This is a genomic window from Sphingomonas sp. Leaf208, assembly GCF_001421415.1.
Lineage (GTDB): Bacteria > Pseudomonadota > Alphaproteobacteria > Sphingomonadales > Sphingomonadaceae > Sphingomonas.
On record NZ_LMKH01000023.1, the window covers coordinates 120990 to 137477 of the forward strand.

A 16488-nucleotide genomic window follows, 5' to 3' on the forward strand; every position below is an offset into this window, starting at 1 on the left:
TTCGCCCGGTCCATCGCCACATCCAGGAGCTTACATGCACCGTAATCCCGTAGCCAAGCTGCTCCTGTTCGGCGCGACCGGCGATCTCGCGCAGCGCATGCTGCTGCCGTCGCTCTATGGCCTGCACGCCGACGGGTTGCTGCCCGAGGAACTGACGATCACCGGCGCCGCGCGTCACGAGCATGACGACAAGGATTACCGCAAGTTCGCCAAGAAGGCGCTCGACGAGTTCCTGCCCGAGGATCGCAAGGACGAAGGCGCGATCGGGACGTTCCTCGACCGGATCTTCTATCAGCCGACCGACCTGTCAGACCCTGCGAGCTTCCAGCCGCTGGCGGACAAGATCGGCGATATCTCCGGCGGTCTCGCGATCTACCTGTCGACCGCGCCGTCGCTGTTCGAAGCCGCGATCGAGGGGCTGCACAAGGTCGGCCTAGCTGGCGAAACGGTCCGTGTCGGCCTCGAGAAGCCGCTCGGCTACGATCTGGAGACCAGCCGCGAGATCAACGATTCAGTGGCAAAGGCTTTTCCGGAAGACCGAACCTATCGGATCGATCATTATCTCGGCAAGGAAACCGTCCAGAACATCCTTGCGCTGCGCTTCGGCAACTCGTTCTTCGAGCCGGTGTGGAATGCGCAGGGGATCGACAACGTCCAGATCACGATCTCGGAGACCGTCGGGCTCGAAGAGCGCGCGGGCTATTACGAGACCGCGGGTGCGCTTCGCGACATGGTCGCCAACCACATGCTCCAACTTCTCGCGCTGATCGCGATGGAGCCGCCCGCGCGCTTCGAGGGCACCGACGTCCGTGACGAAAAGTCGAAGGTGTTCCGCTCGCTGCGCATGATCAAGCCCGAGGAAGTCCCGCACGTCACGGTCACCGGCCAGTATGGCGAAGGCGCGGTGAAGGGGAAGTTCGTCAAGAGCTACTCCGACGAACTTGGCCAGCCTTCGACCACCGAGACGTTCGTCGCGATCAAGGCGCATGTCGACAACTGGCGCTGGCAGGGCGTGCCGTTCTACCTGCGCACCGGCAAGCGCATGGCCACGCGCCGCAGCGAGATCGCGATCCAGTTCAAGGCGGTGCCGCATTCGATGTTCGCAGGGCGTGGCGGGTTGCTCCAGCCCAACATGCTGATCATCCGCCTGCAGCCGGAGGAATATATCCAACTGCTGGTGATGGCGAAGGAGCCGGGGCTCGACCGCGAGGGCGTCCGCCTCCGCGAAGTGCCGCTGAACCTGAGCATGGATGCCGAGTTCGCGGGCTCGCGTCGGCGGATCGCGTATGAACGTCTGCTGCTCGACCTGATCGAGGGCGACCAGACGCTGTTCGTGCGCCGTGATGAGGTCGAGGCGCAATGGACCTGGATCGACGCGATCCGCGAGGGCTGGAAGGCCAACGCGATGAAGCCCAAGAGCTATGCCTCGGGTAGCTGGGGTCCGTCCGCGGCGATCGCGCTGACCGAACGCGACGGCGTGACCTGGCAGGACGACTGAGTTTTCGGGGAGGGAAGACCCTCCCAAAGGTTTTCAAGGAAAGATCGAATGACCGAAATCGAATGGTGGGAATATGACGACGCGGGCGAGCTCGCCAACGCGGTCGCAGGCGATATCCAGTTCGTCATCGAAAGCGCGCTCGACGCGCGTGGCTCGGCGGTGATCGCGCTGGCGGGCGGCAAGACGCCGTTCGCCGCGTACGAGAAGCTCGCCCAGGCGAAGCTCGACTGGAAGAAGGTCACGATCATCCCCGGCGACGAGCGTATCGTAAAGCTCGGCGATCCGTTGTCGAACGTGACCGCGCTGGCGAAGATCTTCCTTCCCAAGGGCGCGCGGGTGAAGCCGATCGTCCCCGAGGCGATGTCGGACTACAAGGCTGCCGGTCGTTCGGCGGATGCGCTGATGCAGGACCTGCACTGGCCGCTCGACTTCTGCCTGCTCGGCATGGGCGGCGACGGGCACACCGCGTCGATCTTCCCCGGCCCCGATTACGACGAGGCGCTAAGCGGTCCGAAGGAGCGCCGTGCGCTCGGCGTGATGCCCGATCCGTTGCCACCCGAGGCTCCGCTCGCACGCGTGACGCTCTCAGCGGCGGCGATCGCTTCGTCGAAGGCGCTGATGATCATGATCACCGGCGACGCGAAGAAGAAGGTGCTCGAGCAGGCTATCGAACAGGGGCCGTCGTCGTCCTATCCGATCGGCCGCGTACTCGCCGAAGTCGAGCTGCCGGTCGACGTGCACTGGGCGCCGTGACAATGCTCAACGCCGTCGTCTCCGCGGTCACCGACCGGATCATCGAGCGCTCGCGCGAAAGCCGCGCCGCCTACCTCGCGCTGATCGAGCGCGAGGCGGCGGCACAGGTCCGACGTCCTGGCCTCGGCTGCGCAAATCTCGCGCACGCCTATGCCGGGACAGAGGAAGACCGCGACGCGATGAAGGCCGATGCCGGCATGAACATCGGCATCGTCACTGCGTATAACGACATGCTTTCCGCGCACGCTGTCTACTATCGCTACCCGGAGCTGATGAAGATCTGGGCACGCGAAGCGGGTGCGACCGCGCAAGTCGCGGGCGGCGTGCCGGCGATGTGTGACGGCGTGACGCAGGGCTATCCAGGCATGGAGCTGTCGCTGTTCAGCCGCGATACGATCGCGCTGAGCACCGCGATTGCCTTGTCGCACGGCACCTTCGAAGGTGCGGCTTTGCTCGGCATCTGCGACAAGATCGTGCCGGGCCTGCTGATGGGCGCACTGCGCTTCGGGCATTTGCCGATGGTGCTGATCCCAGGTGGGCCAATGCCGACCGGCTTGCCGAACAAGGCGAAGGCGGCGGTCCGCGAGAAATTTGCCGAGGGGCTGGTCGGGCGCGACGAGCTGCTCGAGGCCGAGATCGGCGCGTATCATTCGAAGGGGACGTGCACCTTCTACGGCACGGCCAATACCAACCAGATGATGATGGAGGTCATGGGCCTCCACATGCCGGGCGCGGCGTTCGTCAATCCGGGCACGAAACTGCGGCAGGAACTGACGCGAGCGGCGGTGCACCGGCTGGCGCAGATCGGCGCGCGCGGCGATTCGTACCGGCCGCTCGGGCATTGCGTCGACGAGAAGGCGGTCGTGAACGCCGCGGTCGGTCTGCTCGCGACCGGCGGCTCGACCAACCATCTGCTCCACGTGCCGGCGATCGCTCGCGCGGCAGGGATCATCATCGACTGGGAGGATTTCGACCGCCTCTCCTGTGCGGTCCCGCTGATCGCGCGCGTCTATCCCAACGGCTCGGCGGACGTGAACGCGTTCGAGGCGGCGGGCGGCATGCCCTATGTGATCCGCGAACTGCTCGGCGAAGGGCTGTTGCACGGCGACATCATGACGATCGGCGGCGAGGATCTTTCGGCGTACGCAAAGACCGCGGTCGTCGAGGGCGACACGCTCGCCTGGCGCGATACGCCCGACAGCGGCGACGAAACGATCCTCCGTCCCGCGACGGCGCCGTTCTCGCCGGATGGCGGCATGCGGATCCTCGCGGGCAATATCGGCCGTGCGTGCATCAAGGTGTCGGCGGTCGAGCGCGAGCGGTGGATCGTCGAGGCGCCCGCGATGGTGTTCGACGACCAGCTCGACGTGATCGAGGCTTTCAAGCGCGGCGAGCTGGAGAAGGACGTCGTCGTCGTCGTCCGCTTCCAGGGGCCGCGGGCGAACGGTATGCCCGAGCTGCACAAGCTGACGCCGCCGCTGGGGGTGTTGCAGAACCGCGGGTTCAAGGTCGCGCTGGTCACCGATGGCCGGATGTCGGGTGCGAGCGGGAAGGTGCCGTGCGCGATTCATTGCTCGCCTGAGGCGCTGCTCGATGGCGCGATCGGGTTGATCCGTGATGGCGACATGATCCGGGTGGATGCGGTGAACGGCACGCTGGAGGCGTTGGTCGACGCGGACGTGTGGGCGACGCGCGAGATGGTCGCGGTTCCGCCACCGGTGAGCGGCATGGGTCGCGAGTTGTTCGGCATGTTCCGCGGGCTTGCCGACGAGGCCGAAAAGGGTGCGTCGGCGATGCTGGCAGGCGCTGGGCTGTAATAAATTCCGTTCGTCCCGAGTAGGGATCGAGCGAAGTCGAGAGCCCATATCGAAGGACACCCCCGTGGCATGTCCGTAGATATGCCATCTCGACAAGCTCGATGGCTACTCGGGACGAACGGCAGGGGGTTAGGAGAGACGAATGGAAATCGTAGCGGCAGATATCGGCGGCACGCACGCCCGCTTCGCGATCGCCGAGGTCGAGAACGGCCGCGTCGTGTCGCTCGGCGAGCCGGCGACGCTGAAGACCGCGGACCACGCGTCGCTCCAGACCGCGTACCAGGCGTTCGAAGCTGGGCTAGGTCGCCCCCTGCCCCGCGCGCTCGCGATCGCGGTCGCGTCGCCGGTCGCGAACGACGTCATTCGGCTCACCAACAACCCGTGGATCATCCGCAAGTCGCTGATCACCGAGCGGCTGAAGGCCGACCAGTGGGTGGTGGTCAACGATTTCGGCGCGGTCGGTCATGCCGTCGCGCAGGTGCCTAGTAGCGACTTCATCCATCTCTGTGGCCCCGATACGCCGCTGCCGTCCGAGGGCATCACGACGATCTGCGGCCCCGGCACCGGGCTCGGCGTCGCGCAGTTGCTGCGGCGTAAGGACGGCTATCAGGTGCTCGAGACCGAGGGAGGCCACATGGACTTCGCCCCGCTCGACGGGATCGAGGATGCTTTGCTGAAGCGCCTGCGCAAGACGTTCACGCGCGTCTCGGCCGAGCGCGTCGTCGCAGGGCCCGGCATCGTCGCGATCTACGAGACGCTTGCCGCTCTGGAGGGCCGCGCGGTTCCAAGCCATGACGACAAGACGATCTGGACCGAGGCGATCGACGGTACCGATTCGATCGCGCTCGCCGCGCTCGACAGGTTCTGCCTGGCGCTCGGCGCGGTCGCAGGCGATCTGGCGCTGGCACAGGGCGCCAAGGCGGTCGTGATCGCCGGCGGTCTCGGCTTCCGGATCAAGGATCGCCTGATTCGCTCGGGCTTCGACCAGCGCTTCGTCGCCAAGGGTCGCTTCCAGGGCATGATGGCGGCGATGCCCGTCAAGCTCATTACCCATCCCCAGCCCGGCCTGTTCGGCGCCGCGGCCGCCTTCGCACAGGAACATACCCAATGACCGCAACTATCGCCGACATCATGCAGACCAGCGCCGTCATTCCGGTGCTGGTGATCGAGGACGCGGCGCTCGCCCGTCCGCTCGCCGAGGCGCTGGTCGCCGGTGGCCTGCGCGTGCTCGAGGTGACGTTGCGCACCGGCGCGGCGCTGGAGGCAATCGCCGAGATGAAAAGGGTACCGGGCGCGATCGTCGGTGCCGGTACCGTCGTCAACACGCAGCAGTTCTCGCAGGTCCGGGACGCAGGGGCGGAGTTCATCGTTTCGCCGGGGCTGACCGAACGCCTTGCCACGCCGATCATCGAGAGCGGCATTCCGTTCCTGCCGGGGATCGCCAATGCGGCGGATATCATGACCGGGCTCGATCTGGGTCTGACGCACTTCAAGTTCTTCCCGGCCGAGGCGAATGGCGGGTTGAAGGCGCTCAAGGCTCTGGCCGCGCCGTTCTATCAGTGCAGCTTCTGTCCGACTGGCGGGATCACCGAAGCGAGCGCGCTCGAGTGGCTGGCGTTCAAGCCGGTGCTGTGTGTTGGCGGGAGCTGGGTGACCGGCGGGACGATGGCCGAGATCGAGATCAAGGCGCGCGCGGCGAATGCGCTGCGGGGATAATTCCTCCCCGGCACGGGGAGGGGGACCGCGACGCGCAGCGGCGGGGTGGAGGGGGAGTGCCACGAGCGTACCGCCAGCCGTAGTCGCCACTCCTGGTACGCTCGCGGTGAGCCCCCTCCACCATCCTGCGGATGGTCCCCCTCCCCGTTCCGGGGAGGATTACATCTCGCCGCGGGCTTTGCGGATGGCGTACCATTTCTTCACGTTGGCGTTGTGTTCGGCCAGCGTGTTTGCGAACACGTGGCCGCCGGTGCCGTCCGCTACGAAATACAGCGCTTGAGTTTGCGCAGGATCGAGCACCGCGTCGATCGAGGCGCGGCCGGGGTTGGCGATCGGCCCGACCGGCAGGCCCGCTTCGGCATAGGTATTGTAGCCATTCTTCGCATGCAATTCCGATCGCAGGATGCGGCGGCCTAGCGGGCGGCCCTTGGTGATCGGGTAGATCACGGTGGGGTCGGCCTGGAGCGGCATGCCGTTGCGCAGGCGATTGCCGTAGACTGCGGCGACGGTGCGGCGTTCGGAGGGCTTGCCGGTTTCCTTCTCGACGATCGAGGCGAGGATGATCGCCTGCTCGGGCGTCGTCACCGCGATGCCGGGCTTACGCGTGGCCCAGGCGGTGGCGAGGTAGGTCTTCATCGCCGCCTGCATCCGCACCACGACCGAGGCGCGGGTGTCGCCGGCCTGGAAGGCGTAGCTGTCGGGGAGTATCGAGCCTTCAGCGGGGACCGGCACGGTGCCGGTCAGGCCTTCCGCCTTCGTCAGCGCGTCGTGGACGAGGACCGAGGGATAGCCTTCGGGGACGACGACGAGGCGCTGGACGACCTTGCCGCCCTGCATCAGCTTGAGGATGTCGGACTGGCTGGTGTGCGGCGCGATGCGGTATTCACCGGCCTTGATCGGGTCGCCCGAGCCGAACACTCGGGCATACAAACGGAAGCGGCGGGCCGAGGGAATCGCGCCGGCCTTTTCGAGTTCGGTGGCAGCGCCAGCCAGCGTGCTGCCTTCGCCGATCTGGACGGTCAGCGTGCGGGGTGCTGGGCCGGCGCCGCCCCAGCCTTGGACGACCAGGAACAGCGCGACGACTGCCGCCAGGCCTAAGACGAGTCCGAAACAGCCGACCTTGCGCATCACTACCTCTTGTTCTCCCGCAAAGGCGGGAGCCCAGTCTGGGCCCCCGCCTTCGCGGGGGAACAAACCTTCTTAACGGACCTTCGTCATCACCAGCGACGCATTCGTGCCGCCGAAGCCGAACGAATTGTTCAGCACCGCGCGGACTTCACGCTTCTTGGCCACGTGCGGGACGAGGTCCACGCCCACGCAGCTGTCGCTCGGATTGTCGAGGTTGAGCGTCGGCGGGACGATCTGGTCCCGGAGCGCGAGGATGCAGAAAATGCTCTCGACCGCGCCGGCACCGCCGAGCAGATGACCGATCGCGGACTTGGTCGACGACATCGACAGACCCGAGATCGCATCGCCGAACAGGCGGCGGACCGCACCGAGTTCGAGCTCGTCACCCAAAGGCGTCGAGGTGCCGTGCGCGTTGATATAGTCGATGTCCTCGAGCGCGAGGCCCGACTTCTTGATCGCCATCTGCATCGACCGGAACGCGCCATCGCCTTCCGGATGCGGCGCGGTCACGTGATACGCGTCGCCCGACAGGCCGTAGCCGATCACCTCGGCATACATCTTCGCACCGCGCGCCTTGGCGTGTTCGTACTCCTCGAGCACCAGCACGCCCGCACCCTCGCCCATCACGAAGCCGTCGCGGTCCTTGTCGTAGGGACGCGAGGCCTTTTCGGGCGAATCGTTGAAGTTGGTCGACAGCGCGCGCGCCTGTGCGAACCCGGCGATGCCGAGCGGGCAGACGGTGCCCTCCGCGCCGCCCGCGAGCATCACGTCGGCGTCGTCCATCGCGATCATCCGCGCTGCATCGCCAATGGCGTGCGCGCCGGTCGAGCAGGCGGTGACGACCGCGTGATTCGGGCCGCGCAGACCGTATTTGATCGAGACCTGACCCGAGATCAGGTTGATCAGACGGCCGTGGACGAAGTGTGGCGAAACGCGACGCGGGCCCTTGGTGTGGAGGACGATCGATTCGCTCTCGATACCCGGCAGGCCGCCGATGCCCGAGCCGATCGACACGCCGGCACGCCAGCTCTCTTCGAGCGTCATTTCGGTCAGCCCGGCGTCTTCCAGAGCTTGGCCCGCGGCGTCGATGCCGTAGATGATGAATGGATCGACCTGGCGCTGGACCTTGTGATCGACGCGCTTGGCCGGATCGAAGCCATATTCGTGGTCGGCCGGCTTCACCTCGCAGGCGATGCGGCACACCTGATCCGACGCGTCGAAGCGCGTGATCGGGCCCGCGCCCGACTTGCCGGCGAGGATATTCGCCCAGGCCGTTTCAACATCCGCCCCAAGGGGGGTGACCAGGCCTAGCCCGGTTACGACGACACGCCGCATGGCTTCAAACTCCGTCTGCTCTCAAAACGAAACGGCTCCCCGCCCTCTTTGCCCAAGGACGGGGAGCCGCTCAAATCACACCCTTCAGGGCAGGTCCAAAGGTTTGAACCTTAGACCCTGATCAGGCCTTGTGCTCGTCGATGTAGGTGATGGCGTCCTTGACGGTCGCAATCTTCTCGGCGGCATCATCGGGGATCTCGACACCGAACTCTTCCTCGAACGCCATGACGAGTTCGACGATGTCGAGGCTGTCTGCGCCCAGGTCGTCGATGAAGCTCGCGTCCTCGGTCACCTTGTCGGCTTCGACGCCGAGATGCTCGACGACGATCTTCTTCACGCGGTCAGCTGTCTCGCTCATGGTAGTTCCCTCTTCAAATCTGGGGGTTTTGGGTATTTCCTGAACGCACCTAGAACGCGGTAGTTCAGCGCGCAAGTTCAGATCATCGCCATCCCGCCGTTCACGTGCACGGTTTGTCCCGTGACGTACCCGGCTTCACGGCTGGCGAGGTACACGATCGCCGCGCCGATGTCTGCGCCTTCGCCAAGCCGACCGGCGGGAATCTTCGCGGTGAGCGCGGTCTTCTGCGCGTCGGGCAGTGCGTCGGTCATCGGCGAGGTGATGAAACCGGGCGCGACGCAGTTGACGGTGATGCCGCGGCTGGCGAGTTCCTGTGCCATCGATTTCGACATGCCGATCAGGCCCGCTTTCGATGCGGCGTAGTTCGTCTGGCCGGGATTGCCGGTGACGCCGACGATCGAGGTGACCGAGATCATCCGGCCGAAGCGCGCCTTCATCATCGGCTTGGCGGCGGCGCGCATGAGGCGGAACGCGGCTTCGAGATTGACGCGGATGACGCTGTCCCACTCGTCGTCCTTCATCCGCATCGCGAGATTGTCGCGGGTGACGCCGGCGTTGTTGACGAGGATGTCTAGCTTGCCGAGCTTTTCCACGGCCTGTGGGACGAGCGCGTCGACGGCAGCGGCGTCGGAGAGGTTGCAGGGAAGCGCGACGTGGTCGCCGCCAAGGCTAGTGCGGAAGGCTTCGAGCTTGTCCGCGTTGGAGCCGGATACGGCGAGGCGCGCGCCCTGGGCAGCCAAGGCCTTGGCGATCTCGGACCCGATCCCGCCGGATGCCCCGGTGACGAGGGCGGTCATGCCTGTGAGGTCGAACATTTTGGTCAGTCTCCAAGAAGGTTGTTCACGCGGAGACGCGGAGCCGCGGAGGGGCGATGGTCGTTTACGATCCGTCGCACTCCCCCTTTCAGCGTTGCGCCACCGAAGTTGATCAGCAGCCCTACGGGCTGGTCAGTTAGGCGTAGGTAGGTCAGCAATTGTTTGCCGTGCGCGGCGTTCAGTTGCTCTACCGATTTGATTTCGACCAGAAGGCGTTCGTCGACGAGTAGGTCGATTCTGAAAGCCGCTTCGAAGCGCATGCCGTCAAACTCGATGTCTACCGGTCGTTGCCGCGCCACGTGGCAACCCAGACTGGCAAGCTTACCCGCCAAGACCAGCTCGTAGACGCTTTCGAGGAGCCCCGGACCCAGCTCGCGGTGGATGCGAAGTGAGAGATCGAGCACATCGCCACTGATCTGATCGATTTCTCTCAAATCTTCTCTCCGCGGCTCCGCGTCTCCGCGTGATCACATCTTCTTCACGAGTTCCTCGATGTCGTCCATCGTGATGACGCTCGTTGTTTCGACGTCGGGGGTGATGCGCTTGACCATCGGGCTGAGCACCTTGCCGCCGAATTCGACGAAGTGGCCGACGCCCGCCGCGTGCATCGCCAAAACCGATTCGCGCCAGCGGACCATGCCGGTGACCTGTTGCACCAGCAGGTGGCGGATCGCACCAGGGTCGGCCACGGCGGTCGAGTCTACGTTGGCGAAGACGGGAACGAGCGGCGCGCGGAGGTCGGCGTCGAGGAGCGCAGCTTCCATCGCTTCGGCGGCGGGCTGCATCAGGGGGCAGTGGAAGGGGGCGGAGACGGGCAAGAGAACCGCGCGCTTGGCGCCGAGGTCCTTGGCGAGCGCGATCGCCTTTTCGATGGCGAGGCGGTGGCCGGAAATGACGACCTGCGACGGGTCGTTGTCGTTCGCAACGGTGCAGATCAGTTCGGGGCCGCCTTCCGCGAGGATCGCGTCGACGGCTGCGCCGGCGATGACCTGCGCCTTTTCCAGGTCGGTGCCGAGCAACGCGGCCATCGCGCCCTCGCCTACCGGGACTGCGGCCTGCATCGCGCGGCCGCGGAGTTTCAGGAGGCGGGCGGTGGTCGACAGGTCGAGCGCTCCGGCGGCGCACAAGGCGGTGTATTCGCCGAGGCTGTGGCCGGCGACATAGTCGGCCTTGTCGGCGAGGCGGATGCCGCCTTCCTTCTCGGCGACGCGCAGGGTGGCGATCGCGTTCGCCATGATCGCGGGCTGCGCGTTCTCGGTGAGGAGCAGGTCGTCCGCGGGCCCCTCGCTCATCAGGCGGAACAGGTGCTGGCCGAGCGCCTCGTCTACTTCGGCGAAGACCTCGCGGGCGGTGGCACTGGCGTCGGCGAGCGCCTTGCCCATGCCGACAGACTGGCTCCCCTGGCCGGGGAAGATGAACGCGCGCATGGCCTCTCCTCTGTGTTTGGTTTCGTTCGAGCGCGGGGCCTATAAAGGTGCGCGTCGAGTTGCAACCTGAACGGACCCCGCGGCCTTGCGACAATATGCGACCATTTCGCCGACCTTGCGACAAGCGCCTGCGACAATCGGCTCCCAGATTATGGAGGACGCCGCAGCAACGGCGCCGTGTTTCAAACGGGAGATTATCATGAAGACGTTCATCCTCAGCGCGCTTGCCGCCACCCTCGTCGCCAGCCCGCTGCTCGCCGCAGCCCCTGCCGAAGCGCAGCAGCAGCGTCGCGAAGTCACCACCGTGCGCCACAACGACAATGGCCGCACCGTCGTCACCAAGCGCACCGTCGTCCGCACGCCGCAGTATCGCAACTGGCGCGCCGGCCAGCGCTTCGATCGTCGCCAGGCTCAGAACTACCGGGTGATCACGACGTACCGCAACTATCGCCTTGCCGCCCCGCCGCGTGGCAGCCAGTGGGTTCGCTCGGGCAACGACGCACTGCTGATCAACGGTCGCGGCAACGTGGTCCAGGTTCGTGGCGGCGCGTTCCGGTAAATCGGTAGGGGCGGATCTTGGGGGGCGTAATAAGTACGCCCCCTCGCTTCACGCTCCGTCATCCTGACGAAAGTCAGGATCCAGGGTTACGAGCGGCGGCATTTCTGGCTCTGGATCCTGACTTTCGTCAGGATGACGGGACTAGGTAAACGAAGCACGCTGACCTTGCCTTTCCCCAATAAACGGGTAAGGCCCTCTGCAACCGGGGTGAGAGATTCGCGTCTCTCGCCCCTGTTTGCATTCTAGACGCCGTTTTCTAAGACGACAGCCGGAGGGGTGCACGCATGGGGCGTGTATCAGCGATCGGCCAAGACGAAGGACAAGACATGGCTCTTTACGAGCACGTGTTCCTTGCGCGCCAGGATCTGGCACAAGCGCAGGTGGACGCACTGGCGGAAATCGCCACCAAGATCGTGAACGACAACGAAGGTCGGGTCGTAAAGACCGAGAACTGGGGCCTGCGTTCGCTGGCGTACAAGATCGCCAAGAACCGCAAGGCGCACTATGTCATGCTCGAGATCGATGCCCCGGGCAGCGTGATCGCAGAGCTGGAGCGCCAGACCCAGATCAACGAAGACATCATCCGTTACATGACGGTCAAGGTCGACACCCTCGAAGAGGGCCCGACCGTGATGATGCGCAAGCAGGATCGTGACCGCGAGCGTCGTGGCGACCGTGAAGGTGGCCGTGAGGGCCGTCCCGATCGTGGCGATCGTCCGGACCGTGGTCCCCGTCGTGACCGCGAAGAGGGAGCTGAATAATCATGGCACGTCCATTCTTCCGCCGCCGCAAGAGCTGCCCGTTCTCCGCCAAAGACGCTCCCCGGATCGACTATAAGGACGTCCGGTTGCTGCAGGGCTTCGTGTCCGAGCGTGGCAAGATCGTCCCGTCGCGTATCACTTCGGTGGCCGCAAAGAAGCAGCGCGAACTGGCTCAAGCCATCAAGCGTGCGCGTCATCTGGGCTTGCTGCCCTACATCGTTAAGTAAGGAGCGCCCACATGGACGTCATTCTGCTTGAGCGCGTCGAAAAGCTTGGTGCTATCGGCGACGTGGTGAAGGTCAAGGATGGTTACGCACGTAACTTCCTGCTTCCCAACAAGAAGGCGCTTCGTTCGAACGAAGCCAACCGCAAGGTGTTCGAATCGAACCGTGCGAAGATCGAATCGGACAACGCATCGCGTCGCAGCGATGCCGAGACCGAAGCTAAGACCTTCAACGACGCGACCGTGACCCTGATCCGTCAGGCGTCGAACACCGGTCAGCTCTACGGTTCGGTCGCGGTTCGCGATCTGGTCGATGCGCTGGTGGCCGACGGTCACAAGGTCGGCAAGTCGGCGATCGTGCTCGACAAGCCGATCAAGGCGATCGGTGTCTACACCGTCAAGGTATCGCTGCACCCCGAGGTGTCGGTGGCCGTCAAGGTCAACGTCGCCCGCTCGCCTGAAGAGGCCGAGATGCAGGCTTCGGGCGTCGACGTGATGTCGTCGATGTTCGAGCGTGACGAGGCCGGCTTCGTCGAGGATTACGATCCGAACGCAGAGCCCGGCGCGACCGCCGAAGCACCGCGCGACCAGGAGGAAGAGGCGCAGGGTTGATCCCTTCGCTTCCCTTCTAGCCGATACAGAAAGGCCCGCCCGGAGTGATCCGGGCGGGCCTTTTCTTTTGTGCTTTTGCGACGGGTGTCAGGGGCAGGTGACGCAGGCGCCGATCATTGCTGCGAAGGGGATGAGGGCGCAGAGGATGGGGACTAGGTGTTTCATGACCGGGTGACTCTTGGGGGTGTTATCCGGTTAATGCTCGGGATTGGGAAAGGTTGCCGGGAGGTGAACGAATTTTGTACCGATCGGTTTTTGGGGCAAGAACTTTACTTCCTTACCACCCCGGCGGAGGCCGGGGCCCAATTGGGAAAGCTACAGTAACGGATCGCGGCGCCCATCATTCGCGTCCCCCAATTGGGCCCCGGCCTTCGCCGGGGTGGCGTGGAAGCAAGGTCAGCTTTCGACGTTTTCCGGCTTCTCGATCAGCGCAGGCCCCTCGCCTAGCGCCAGTGCGTCGACCGAGGACACGTCCTCCAAATCTCGCGCGCCGGTCTCGATGTTCAGGTCGCGGAACTTGCGCCCCGTTACCATCAGGCGGCCGTTGAAGGAGTTGGTGAGGCCGTTGAAGTTCTTCACCGCACTGTTGAGGCCGACGCCGACTTTGCGCAGATCGTCCGCGACCTTGGCGAGGCGATCGTGCATTTCCTTGCCGAGTTCGCCGATCTTCCGTGCCTCGTTGGCAAGTTTTTCCTGGCGCCAGACCGCCGCGACGGTACGCGCAATCGCGATCAGGTTGGTGGGCGTTGCGAGCAGCACGCGCTTTTCGAAGGCGAAGTCCCAGAGCGTCGGGTCGTGTTCGAGCGCCGCGGACAGGAAGTGTTCGCCGGGGACGAACATGATGACGTAGTCGGGCGTGTCGGCGAACTGGCTCCAATAGGCCTTGTTGCCGAGGCCGTTGACGTGCGCGCGCATCGAGGCTGCGTGGGCAGCCAAGCCGATCAGGCGCTCGGCGTCGTCGACCGCGCCGAACGCGTCCTGGTAGGCGTTGAGCGAGACCTTCGCGTCGATGACCAGCGCCCGGCCGCCGGGGACGCGGATGATCGCGTCAGGGCGGAGGCGGGCGCCGTCGTCGCCTACTGCGACCGAGACCTCCGTCTGGAAATCCGTGTGCTCGCTGAGGCCGCAGGTTTCGAGAACGTTCTTCAGTTGTTGTTCGCCCCAGCGGCCTCGGGATTTGGGGGCGTTGCGGAGCGAGTTGACGAGTTTGGCCGCTTCGGTCGAGACCTTTTCCTGGCCCAGGCGCATCTGTTCGATCTGGCCCTTGAGGTCGCCGAACGCATCGCGGCGCTCGGCTTCGACCTTGGCGACGCCTTCCTCGTAGCGTTGCAGGCGGTCGCTGACGGGTTGGAGCATCGATTTCAGGTTCAGGCCGGCGGACTCTTCGGACTGGCGGAAGCGGGCGTCGGCGCGTTCGAGGAAGGTCTTCTGTGCGTCGCTGAGCAGCTTGTTGGCGACGTCGCCGAACTGCGCGGCCATGACGTCCTTCGCCTCGCGCAGTTCGAGCAGGCGCGCTTCGAATGCCTCGCCTTGTGCTTTCAGCGTGGCGATTTCGGTGCGGGCGGCGTCGCGGTCGGTGCGGATCGTGGCGAGGTCGAGGCGCAGGCGATCGGTGTCGGTGGCGCGCTCGGCGTTCTGCGCGCGGAGCGTGGCGAGGTCCTGCATCGCGGCGTTGCGTTCGCGTTCTACGGCATCGCGGGCGGTGCGGATGAGGTCGGCGTCGGCGACCTTGGTTTGGGCGACGGCGAGTTCGCTGGCTAGGGTGGCGGCTCGGCGGGAGGCCAGGAGCCAGCCGAGGAGGATGCCGGCGGCTAGCGCGAGGACGGCGATGATGGCGAACTCAGCCATTTTGCACCGGCGAATTTAGCTGGAAGTGCACAAAGTGCAGACGCTGGCGCAGCAATTTCAGGGGTGAGAATGCGCGCGCGGGCGGCTGGGTTCGGGAAGGAGATGGAGACGTCATGGGTGGAACATACGTCGAACGGTTGATGTAGGACAATCGGAATATGTTGTTCTCCCGCGGAGGCGAGAGCCCAGGGTTACGGGCGGTGGCGCTCGTGGTCCTGGGCCCCCGCCTTCGCGGGGGAACTAGAAAGGGGGCGCTCCGACACCCTCGCCGAACAGTACCACCCCGGCGGAGGCCGGGGCCCAATTGGAAAGGTCGCGGTAACGGAGGGATGCGCTCAATTGGCGATGTCCCCCAATTGGGCCCCGGCCTTCGCCGGGGTGGTAGCGTGTTGGTGAACGGGTGCCCACTCTCAAGCGCTCGTGCTCGTGCTCGTGCTCGTGCTCGCCCCAGCCCCCAGCCTCTCACCCCAGCTTGCGCTGCTTCGCCAGCTTCTTCAGCACCATGTCGCGCTTGAGGCGGCTGATGTGGTCGATGAACAGCACGCCGTCGAGATGGTCGATCTCATGCTGCATGCAGGTCGACAGCAGGCCGTCGAAATCTTCCTCATGCGCAGCACCAGTCTCGTCGAGCCACTTCACGCGGCACCGCGCCGGCCGCGCGACCTCGGCATACTGCTCCGGGATCGAGAGGCAGCCCTCGTTGTACGTGGAGACTTCATCGCTGACCGACAGGATCTCGGCGTTGATGTACGCCTTGGGGTTCTTGATTGGCTTGTCGTCCTCGTCCTTCTCCTCCTGGAGATCGATGACGAGGACGCGCTTCTGCACGCCGACCTGGGTCGCGGCGAGGCCGATGCCGTTGAAGTCGTACATCGTCTCGATCATGTCGGCGACGAGCGTGCGGATGGAGTCGTCGACCGTCTCCACCGGCTCGGCGACAAGGCGCAGGCGGGGATCGGGGACTTCGAGAACGGTCATGACGGTCATAGCGCGTCCGCTAAGGTACGCATGCCGGGTGCGTCAAGGACTTGGCTCAAGCCATTGGCCGCCTTGCCCTTAGTGCCTGCGCCAGCGTGCCCTCGTCGAGATAGTCGAGTTCGCCCCCTACCGGGAGTCCGTGTGCGAGCTGCGTGACGCGGACGGGGAAGCGTTCGATACGCTCGGCGATATAGTGCGCGGTGGTCTGGCCTTCGAGCGTGGCGTTCATCGCGAGGACGACTTCGTCGATGCCGCCGGCTTCGATGCGGCGGACGAGGCTGTCGATGCTGAGATCCTCCGGGCGGATGCCTTCGAGCGCCGATAGCCGCCCGCCGAGGACGTGGAAGCGGCCGGGGAACAACCGGGAGCGGTCGAGTGCCCAGAGATCGGCGACTTCCTCGACCACGCACAGCGAGCGCTGGTCGCGGCGCGGGTCGGCGCAGATCGCGCAGGGGTTTGTGGTGTCGACGTTGCCGCAGGTGGAGCAGTTCTCCAGCCGCTCGTCGACCGCGGTCAGCGCCTCGCGCAAGGGCCCCAGCGCCGCGTCGCGCTTCTTGAGCAGATGCAGCACGGCGCGACGTGCGGACCGGGGGCCGAGGCCGGGGAGCCGGGCCAGCGCCTGCGTCAGCGCCTCGATCTCGGGGGATGCCATCAGGAACA

18 protein-coding genes are annotated in these 16488 nt (G+C 65.4%); 9 read left to right on the forward strand and 9 right to left on the reverse strand.

Features of this window, described 5'->3' with window-relative positions; all coding sequences use genetic code 11:
• The first annotated feature begins 34 nt into the window (after positions 1-34).
• From zwf to eda, 5 genes are all read left to right on the forward strand, one after another.
• Positions 35-1498: a glucose-6-phosphate dehydrogenase gene (gene zwf / locus ASE69_RS10545; RefSeq protein WP_056486098.1), complete on the forward strand. Its 1464-nt coding sequence runs from the start codon at positions 35-37 to the stop codon at positions 1496-1498.
• A 48-nt stretch (positions 1499-1546) separates the two neighbouring features.
• The gene (gene pgl, locus ASE69_RS10550) at positions 1547-2251 is read left to right on the forward strand and encodes a 6-phosphogluconolactonase (RefSeq protein ID WP_056062623.1); all 705 of its coding nucleotides are present in this window, start codon (positions 1547-1549) and stop codon (positions 2249-2251) included.
• Between the two features lie 2 nt (positions 2252-2253).
• On the forward strand, positions 2254-4068 hold the full coding sequence (gene edd / locus ASE69_RS10555; RefSeq protein ID WP_056486100.1) for a phosphogluconate dehydratase: 1815 nt from the start codon (positions 2254-2256) through the stop codon (positions 4066-4068).
• Between the two features lie 142 nt (positions 4069-4210).
• Positions 4211-5179, forward strand: a complete 969-nt coding sequence (glk, locus tag ASE69_RS10560) for a glucokinase (RefSeq protein WP_056486103.1) — start codon at positions 4211-4213, stop codon at positions 5177-5179.
• On the forward strand, positions 5176-5784 hold the full coding sequence (gene eda, locus ASE69_RS10565; RefSeq protein WP_056486107.1) for a bifunctional 4-hydroxy-2-oxoglutarate aldolase/2-dehydro-3-deoxy-phosphogluconate aldolase: 609 nt from the start codon (positions 5176-5178) through the stop codon (positions 5782-5784). The genes glk and eda overlap by 4 nt, the downstream gene beginning before the upstream one ends.
• 159 nt (positions 5785-5943) lie before the next feature.
• On the opposite strand, the gene mltG is transcribed toward eda, so the two are convergent.
• The 6 genes from mltG to fabD form a co-directional block, all read right to left on the reverse strand.
• Positions 5944-6912 (reverse strand): endolytic transglycosylase MltG, encoded by a 969-nt coding sequence (gene mltG / locus ASE69_RS10570; protein WP_056486109.1) that lies wholly within the window; start codon positions 6910-6912, stop codon positions 5944-5946.
• A 72-nt stretch (positions 6913-6984) separates the two neighbouring features.
• Entirely contained in the window at positions 6985-8247 is a 1263-nt protein-coding gene (fabF, locus tag ASE69_RS10575) for a beta-ketoacyl-ACP synthase II (protein WP_056486113.1), read from the reverse strand.
• Positions 8248-8368: 121 nt separating this feature from the next.
• Positions 8369-8605 (reverse strand): acyl carrier protein, encoded by a 237-nt coding sequence (locus ASE69_RS10580; protein ID WP_031393971.1) that lies wholly within the window; start codon positions 8603-8605, stop codon positions 8369-8371.
• 77 nt (positions 8606-8682) lie between these two features.
• Positions 8683-9420, reverse strand: a complete 738-nt coding sequence (gene fabG / locus ASE69_RS10585; protein WP_056486116.1) for a 3-oxoacyl-[acyl-carrier-protein] reductase — start codon at positions 9418-9420, stop codon at positions 8683-8685.
• A 5-nt stretch (positions 9421-9425) separates the two neighbouring features.
• Positions 9426-9854, reverse strand: a complete 429-nt coding sequence (locus ASE69_RS10590) for a GxxExxY protein (RefSeq protein ID WP_056486119.1) — start codon at positions 9852-9854, stop codon at positions 9426-9428.
• Positions 9855-9887: 33 nt separating this feature from the next.
• The gene (fabD, locus tag ASE69_RS10595; protein ID WP_056486122.1) at positions 9888-10847 is read right to left on the reverse strand and encodes an ACP S-malonyltransferase; all 960 of its coding nucleotides are present in this window, start codon (positions 10845-10847) and stop codon (positions 9888-9890) included.
• 199 nt (positions 10848-11046) lie between these two features.
• Here fabD and ASE69_RS10600 point away from each other — a divergent pair, with 199 nt between their 5' ends.
• The 4 genes from ASE69_RS10600 (at position 11047) to rplI (ending at position 13002) form a co-directional block, all read left to right on the forward strand.
• Positions 11047-11406 carry an RcnB family protein gene (locus ASE69_RS10600; protein ID WP_056486966.1) on the forward strand — a complete coding sequence of 120 codons (360 nt, stop codon included), beginning with the start codon at positions 11047-11049 and terminating at the stop codon, positions 11404-11406.
• Positions 11407-11732: 326 nt separating this feature from the next.
• The gene (gene rpsF / locus ASE69_RS10605) at positions 11733-12167 is read left to right on the forward strand and encodes a 30S ribosomal protein S6 (RefSeq protein WP_056050884.1); all 435 of its coding nucleotides are present in this window, start codon (positions 11733-11735) and stop codon (positions 12165-12167) included.
• Between the two features lie 2 nt (positions 12168-12169).
• The gene (rpsR, locus tag ASE69_RS10610) at positions 12170-12394 is read left to right on the forward strand and encodes a 30S ribosomal protein S18 (protein WP_031393978.1); all 225 of its coding nucleotides are present in this window, start codon (positions 12170-12172) and stop codon (positions 12392-12394) included.
• An 11-nt stretch (positions 12395-12405) separates the two neighbouring features.
• On the forward strand, positions 12406-13002 hold the full coding sequence (gene rplI / locus ASE69_RS10615; protein WP_056050886.1) for a 50S ribosomal protein L9: 597 nt from the start codon (positions 12406-12408) through the stop codon (positions 13000-13002).
• A 396-nt stretch (positions 13003-13398) separates the two neighbouring features.
• On the opposite strand, the gene rmuC is transcribed toward rplI, so the two are convergent.
• From rmuC to recR, 3 genes are all read right to left on the reverse strand, one after another.
• Entirely contained in the window at positions 13399-14850 is a 1452-nt protein-coding gene (gene rmuC / locus ASE69_RS10620; RefSeq protein WP_056486125.1) for a DNA recombination protein RmuC, read from the reverse strand.
• A gap of 462 nt (positions 14851-15312) precedes the next feature.
• Positions 15313-15837 (reverse strand): peptide deformylase, encoded by a 525-nt coding sequence (def, locus tag ASE69_RS10625; RefSeq protein WP_056486128.1) that lies wholly within the window; start codon positions 15835-15837, stop codon positions 15313-15315.
• A gap of 46 nt (positions 15838-15883) precedes the next feature.
• Positions 15884-16480, reverse strand: coding sequence for a recombination mediator RecR (gene recR / locus ASE69_RS10630; RefSeq protein WP_056052820.1), 597 nt, complete (start codon positions 16478-16480; stop codon positions 15884-15886).
• Between the last annotated feature and the right edge of the window lie 8 nt (positions 16481-16488).

Bases quoted from the DNA above. Each gene is read 5' to 3' on its own strand.
- zwf (WP_056486098.1), top strand. From the start codon at position 35: ATGCACCGTAATCCCGTAGCCAAGCTGCTCCTGTTCGGCGCGACCGGC.
- fabF (WP_056486113.1), bottom strand. From the start codon at position 8,247: ATGCGGCGTGTCGTCGTAACCGGGCTAGGCCTGGTCACCCCCCTTGGG.
- eda (WP_056486107.1), top strand. From the start codon at position 5,176: ATGACCGCAACTATCGCCGACATCATGCAGACCAGCGCCGTCATTCCG.
- fabD (WP_056486122.1), bottom strand. From the start codon at position 10,847: ATGCGCGCGTTCATCTTCCCCGGCCAGGGGAGCCAGTCTGTCGGCATG.
- rpsR (WP_031393978.1), top strand. From the start codon at position 12,170: ATGGCACGTCCATTCTTCCGCCGCCGCAAGAGCTGCCCGTTCTCCGCC.
- rmuC (WP_056486125.1), bottom strand. From the start codon at position 14,850: ATGGCTGAGTTCGCCATCATCGCCGTCCTCGCGCTAGCCGCCGGCATC.
- def (WP_056486128.1), bottom strand. From the start codon at position 15,837: ATGACCGTCATGACCGTTCTCGAAGTCCCCGATCCCCGCCTGCGCCTT.
- fabG (WP_056486116.1), bottom strand. From the start codon at position 9,420: ATGTTCGACCTCACAGGCATGACCGCCCTCGTCACCGGGGCATCCGGC.
- rplI (WP_056050886.1), top strand. From the start codon at position 12,406: ATGGACGTCATTCTGCTTGAGCGCGTCGAAAAGCTTGGTGCTATCGGC.
- rpsF (WP_056050884.1), top strand. From the start codon at position 11,733: ATGGCTCTTTACGAGCACGTGTTCCTTGCGCGCCAGGATCTGGCACAA.
- ASE69_RS10600 (WP_056486966.1), top strand. From the start codon at position 11,047: ATGAAGACGTTCATCCTCAGCGCGCTTGCCGCCACCCTCGTCGCCAGC.
- mltG (WP_056486109.1), bottom strand. From the start codon at position 6,912: ATGCGCAAGGTCGGCTGTTTCGGACTCGTCTTAGGCCTGGCGGCAGTC.
- recR (WP_056052820.1), bottom strand. From the start codon at position 16,480: ATGGCATCCCCCGAGATCGAGGCGCTGACGCAGGCGCTGGCCCGGCTC.
- edd (WP_056486100.1), top strand. From the start codon at position 2,254: ATGCTCAACGCCGTCGTCTCCGCGGTCACCGACCGGATCATCGAGCGC.
- ASE69_RS10580 (WP_031393971.1), bottom strand. From the start codon at position 8,605: ATGAGCGAGACAGCTGACCGCGTGAAGAAGATCGTCGTCGAGCATCTC.
- pgl (WP_056062623.1), top strand. From the start codon at position 1,547: ATGACCGAAATCGAATGGTGGGAATATGACGACGCGGGCGAGCTCGCC.
- glk (WP_056486103.1), top strand. From the start codon at position 4,211: ATGGAAATCGTAGCGGCAGATATCGGCGGCACGCACGCCCGCTTCGCG.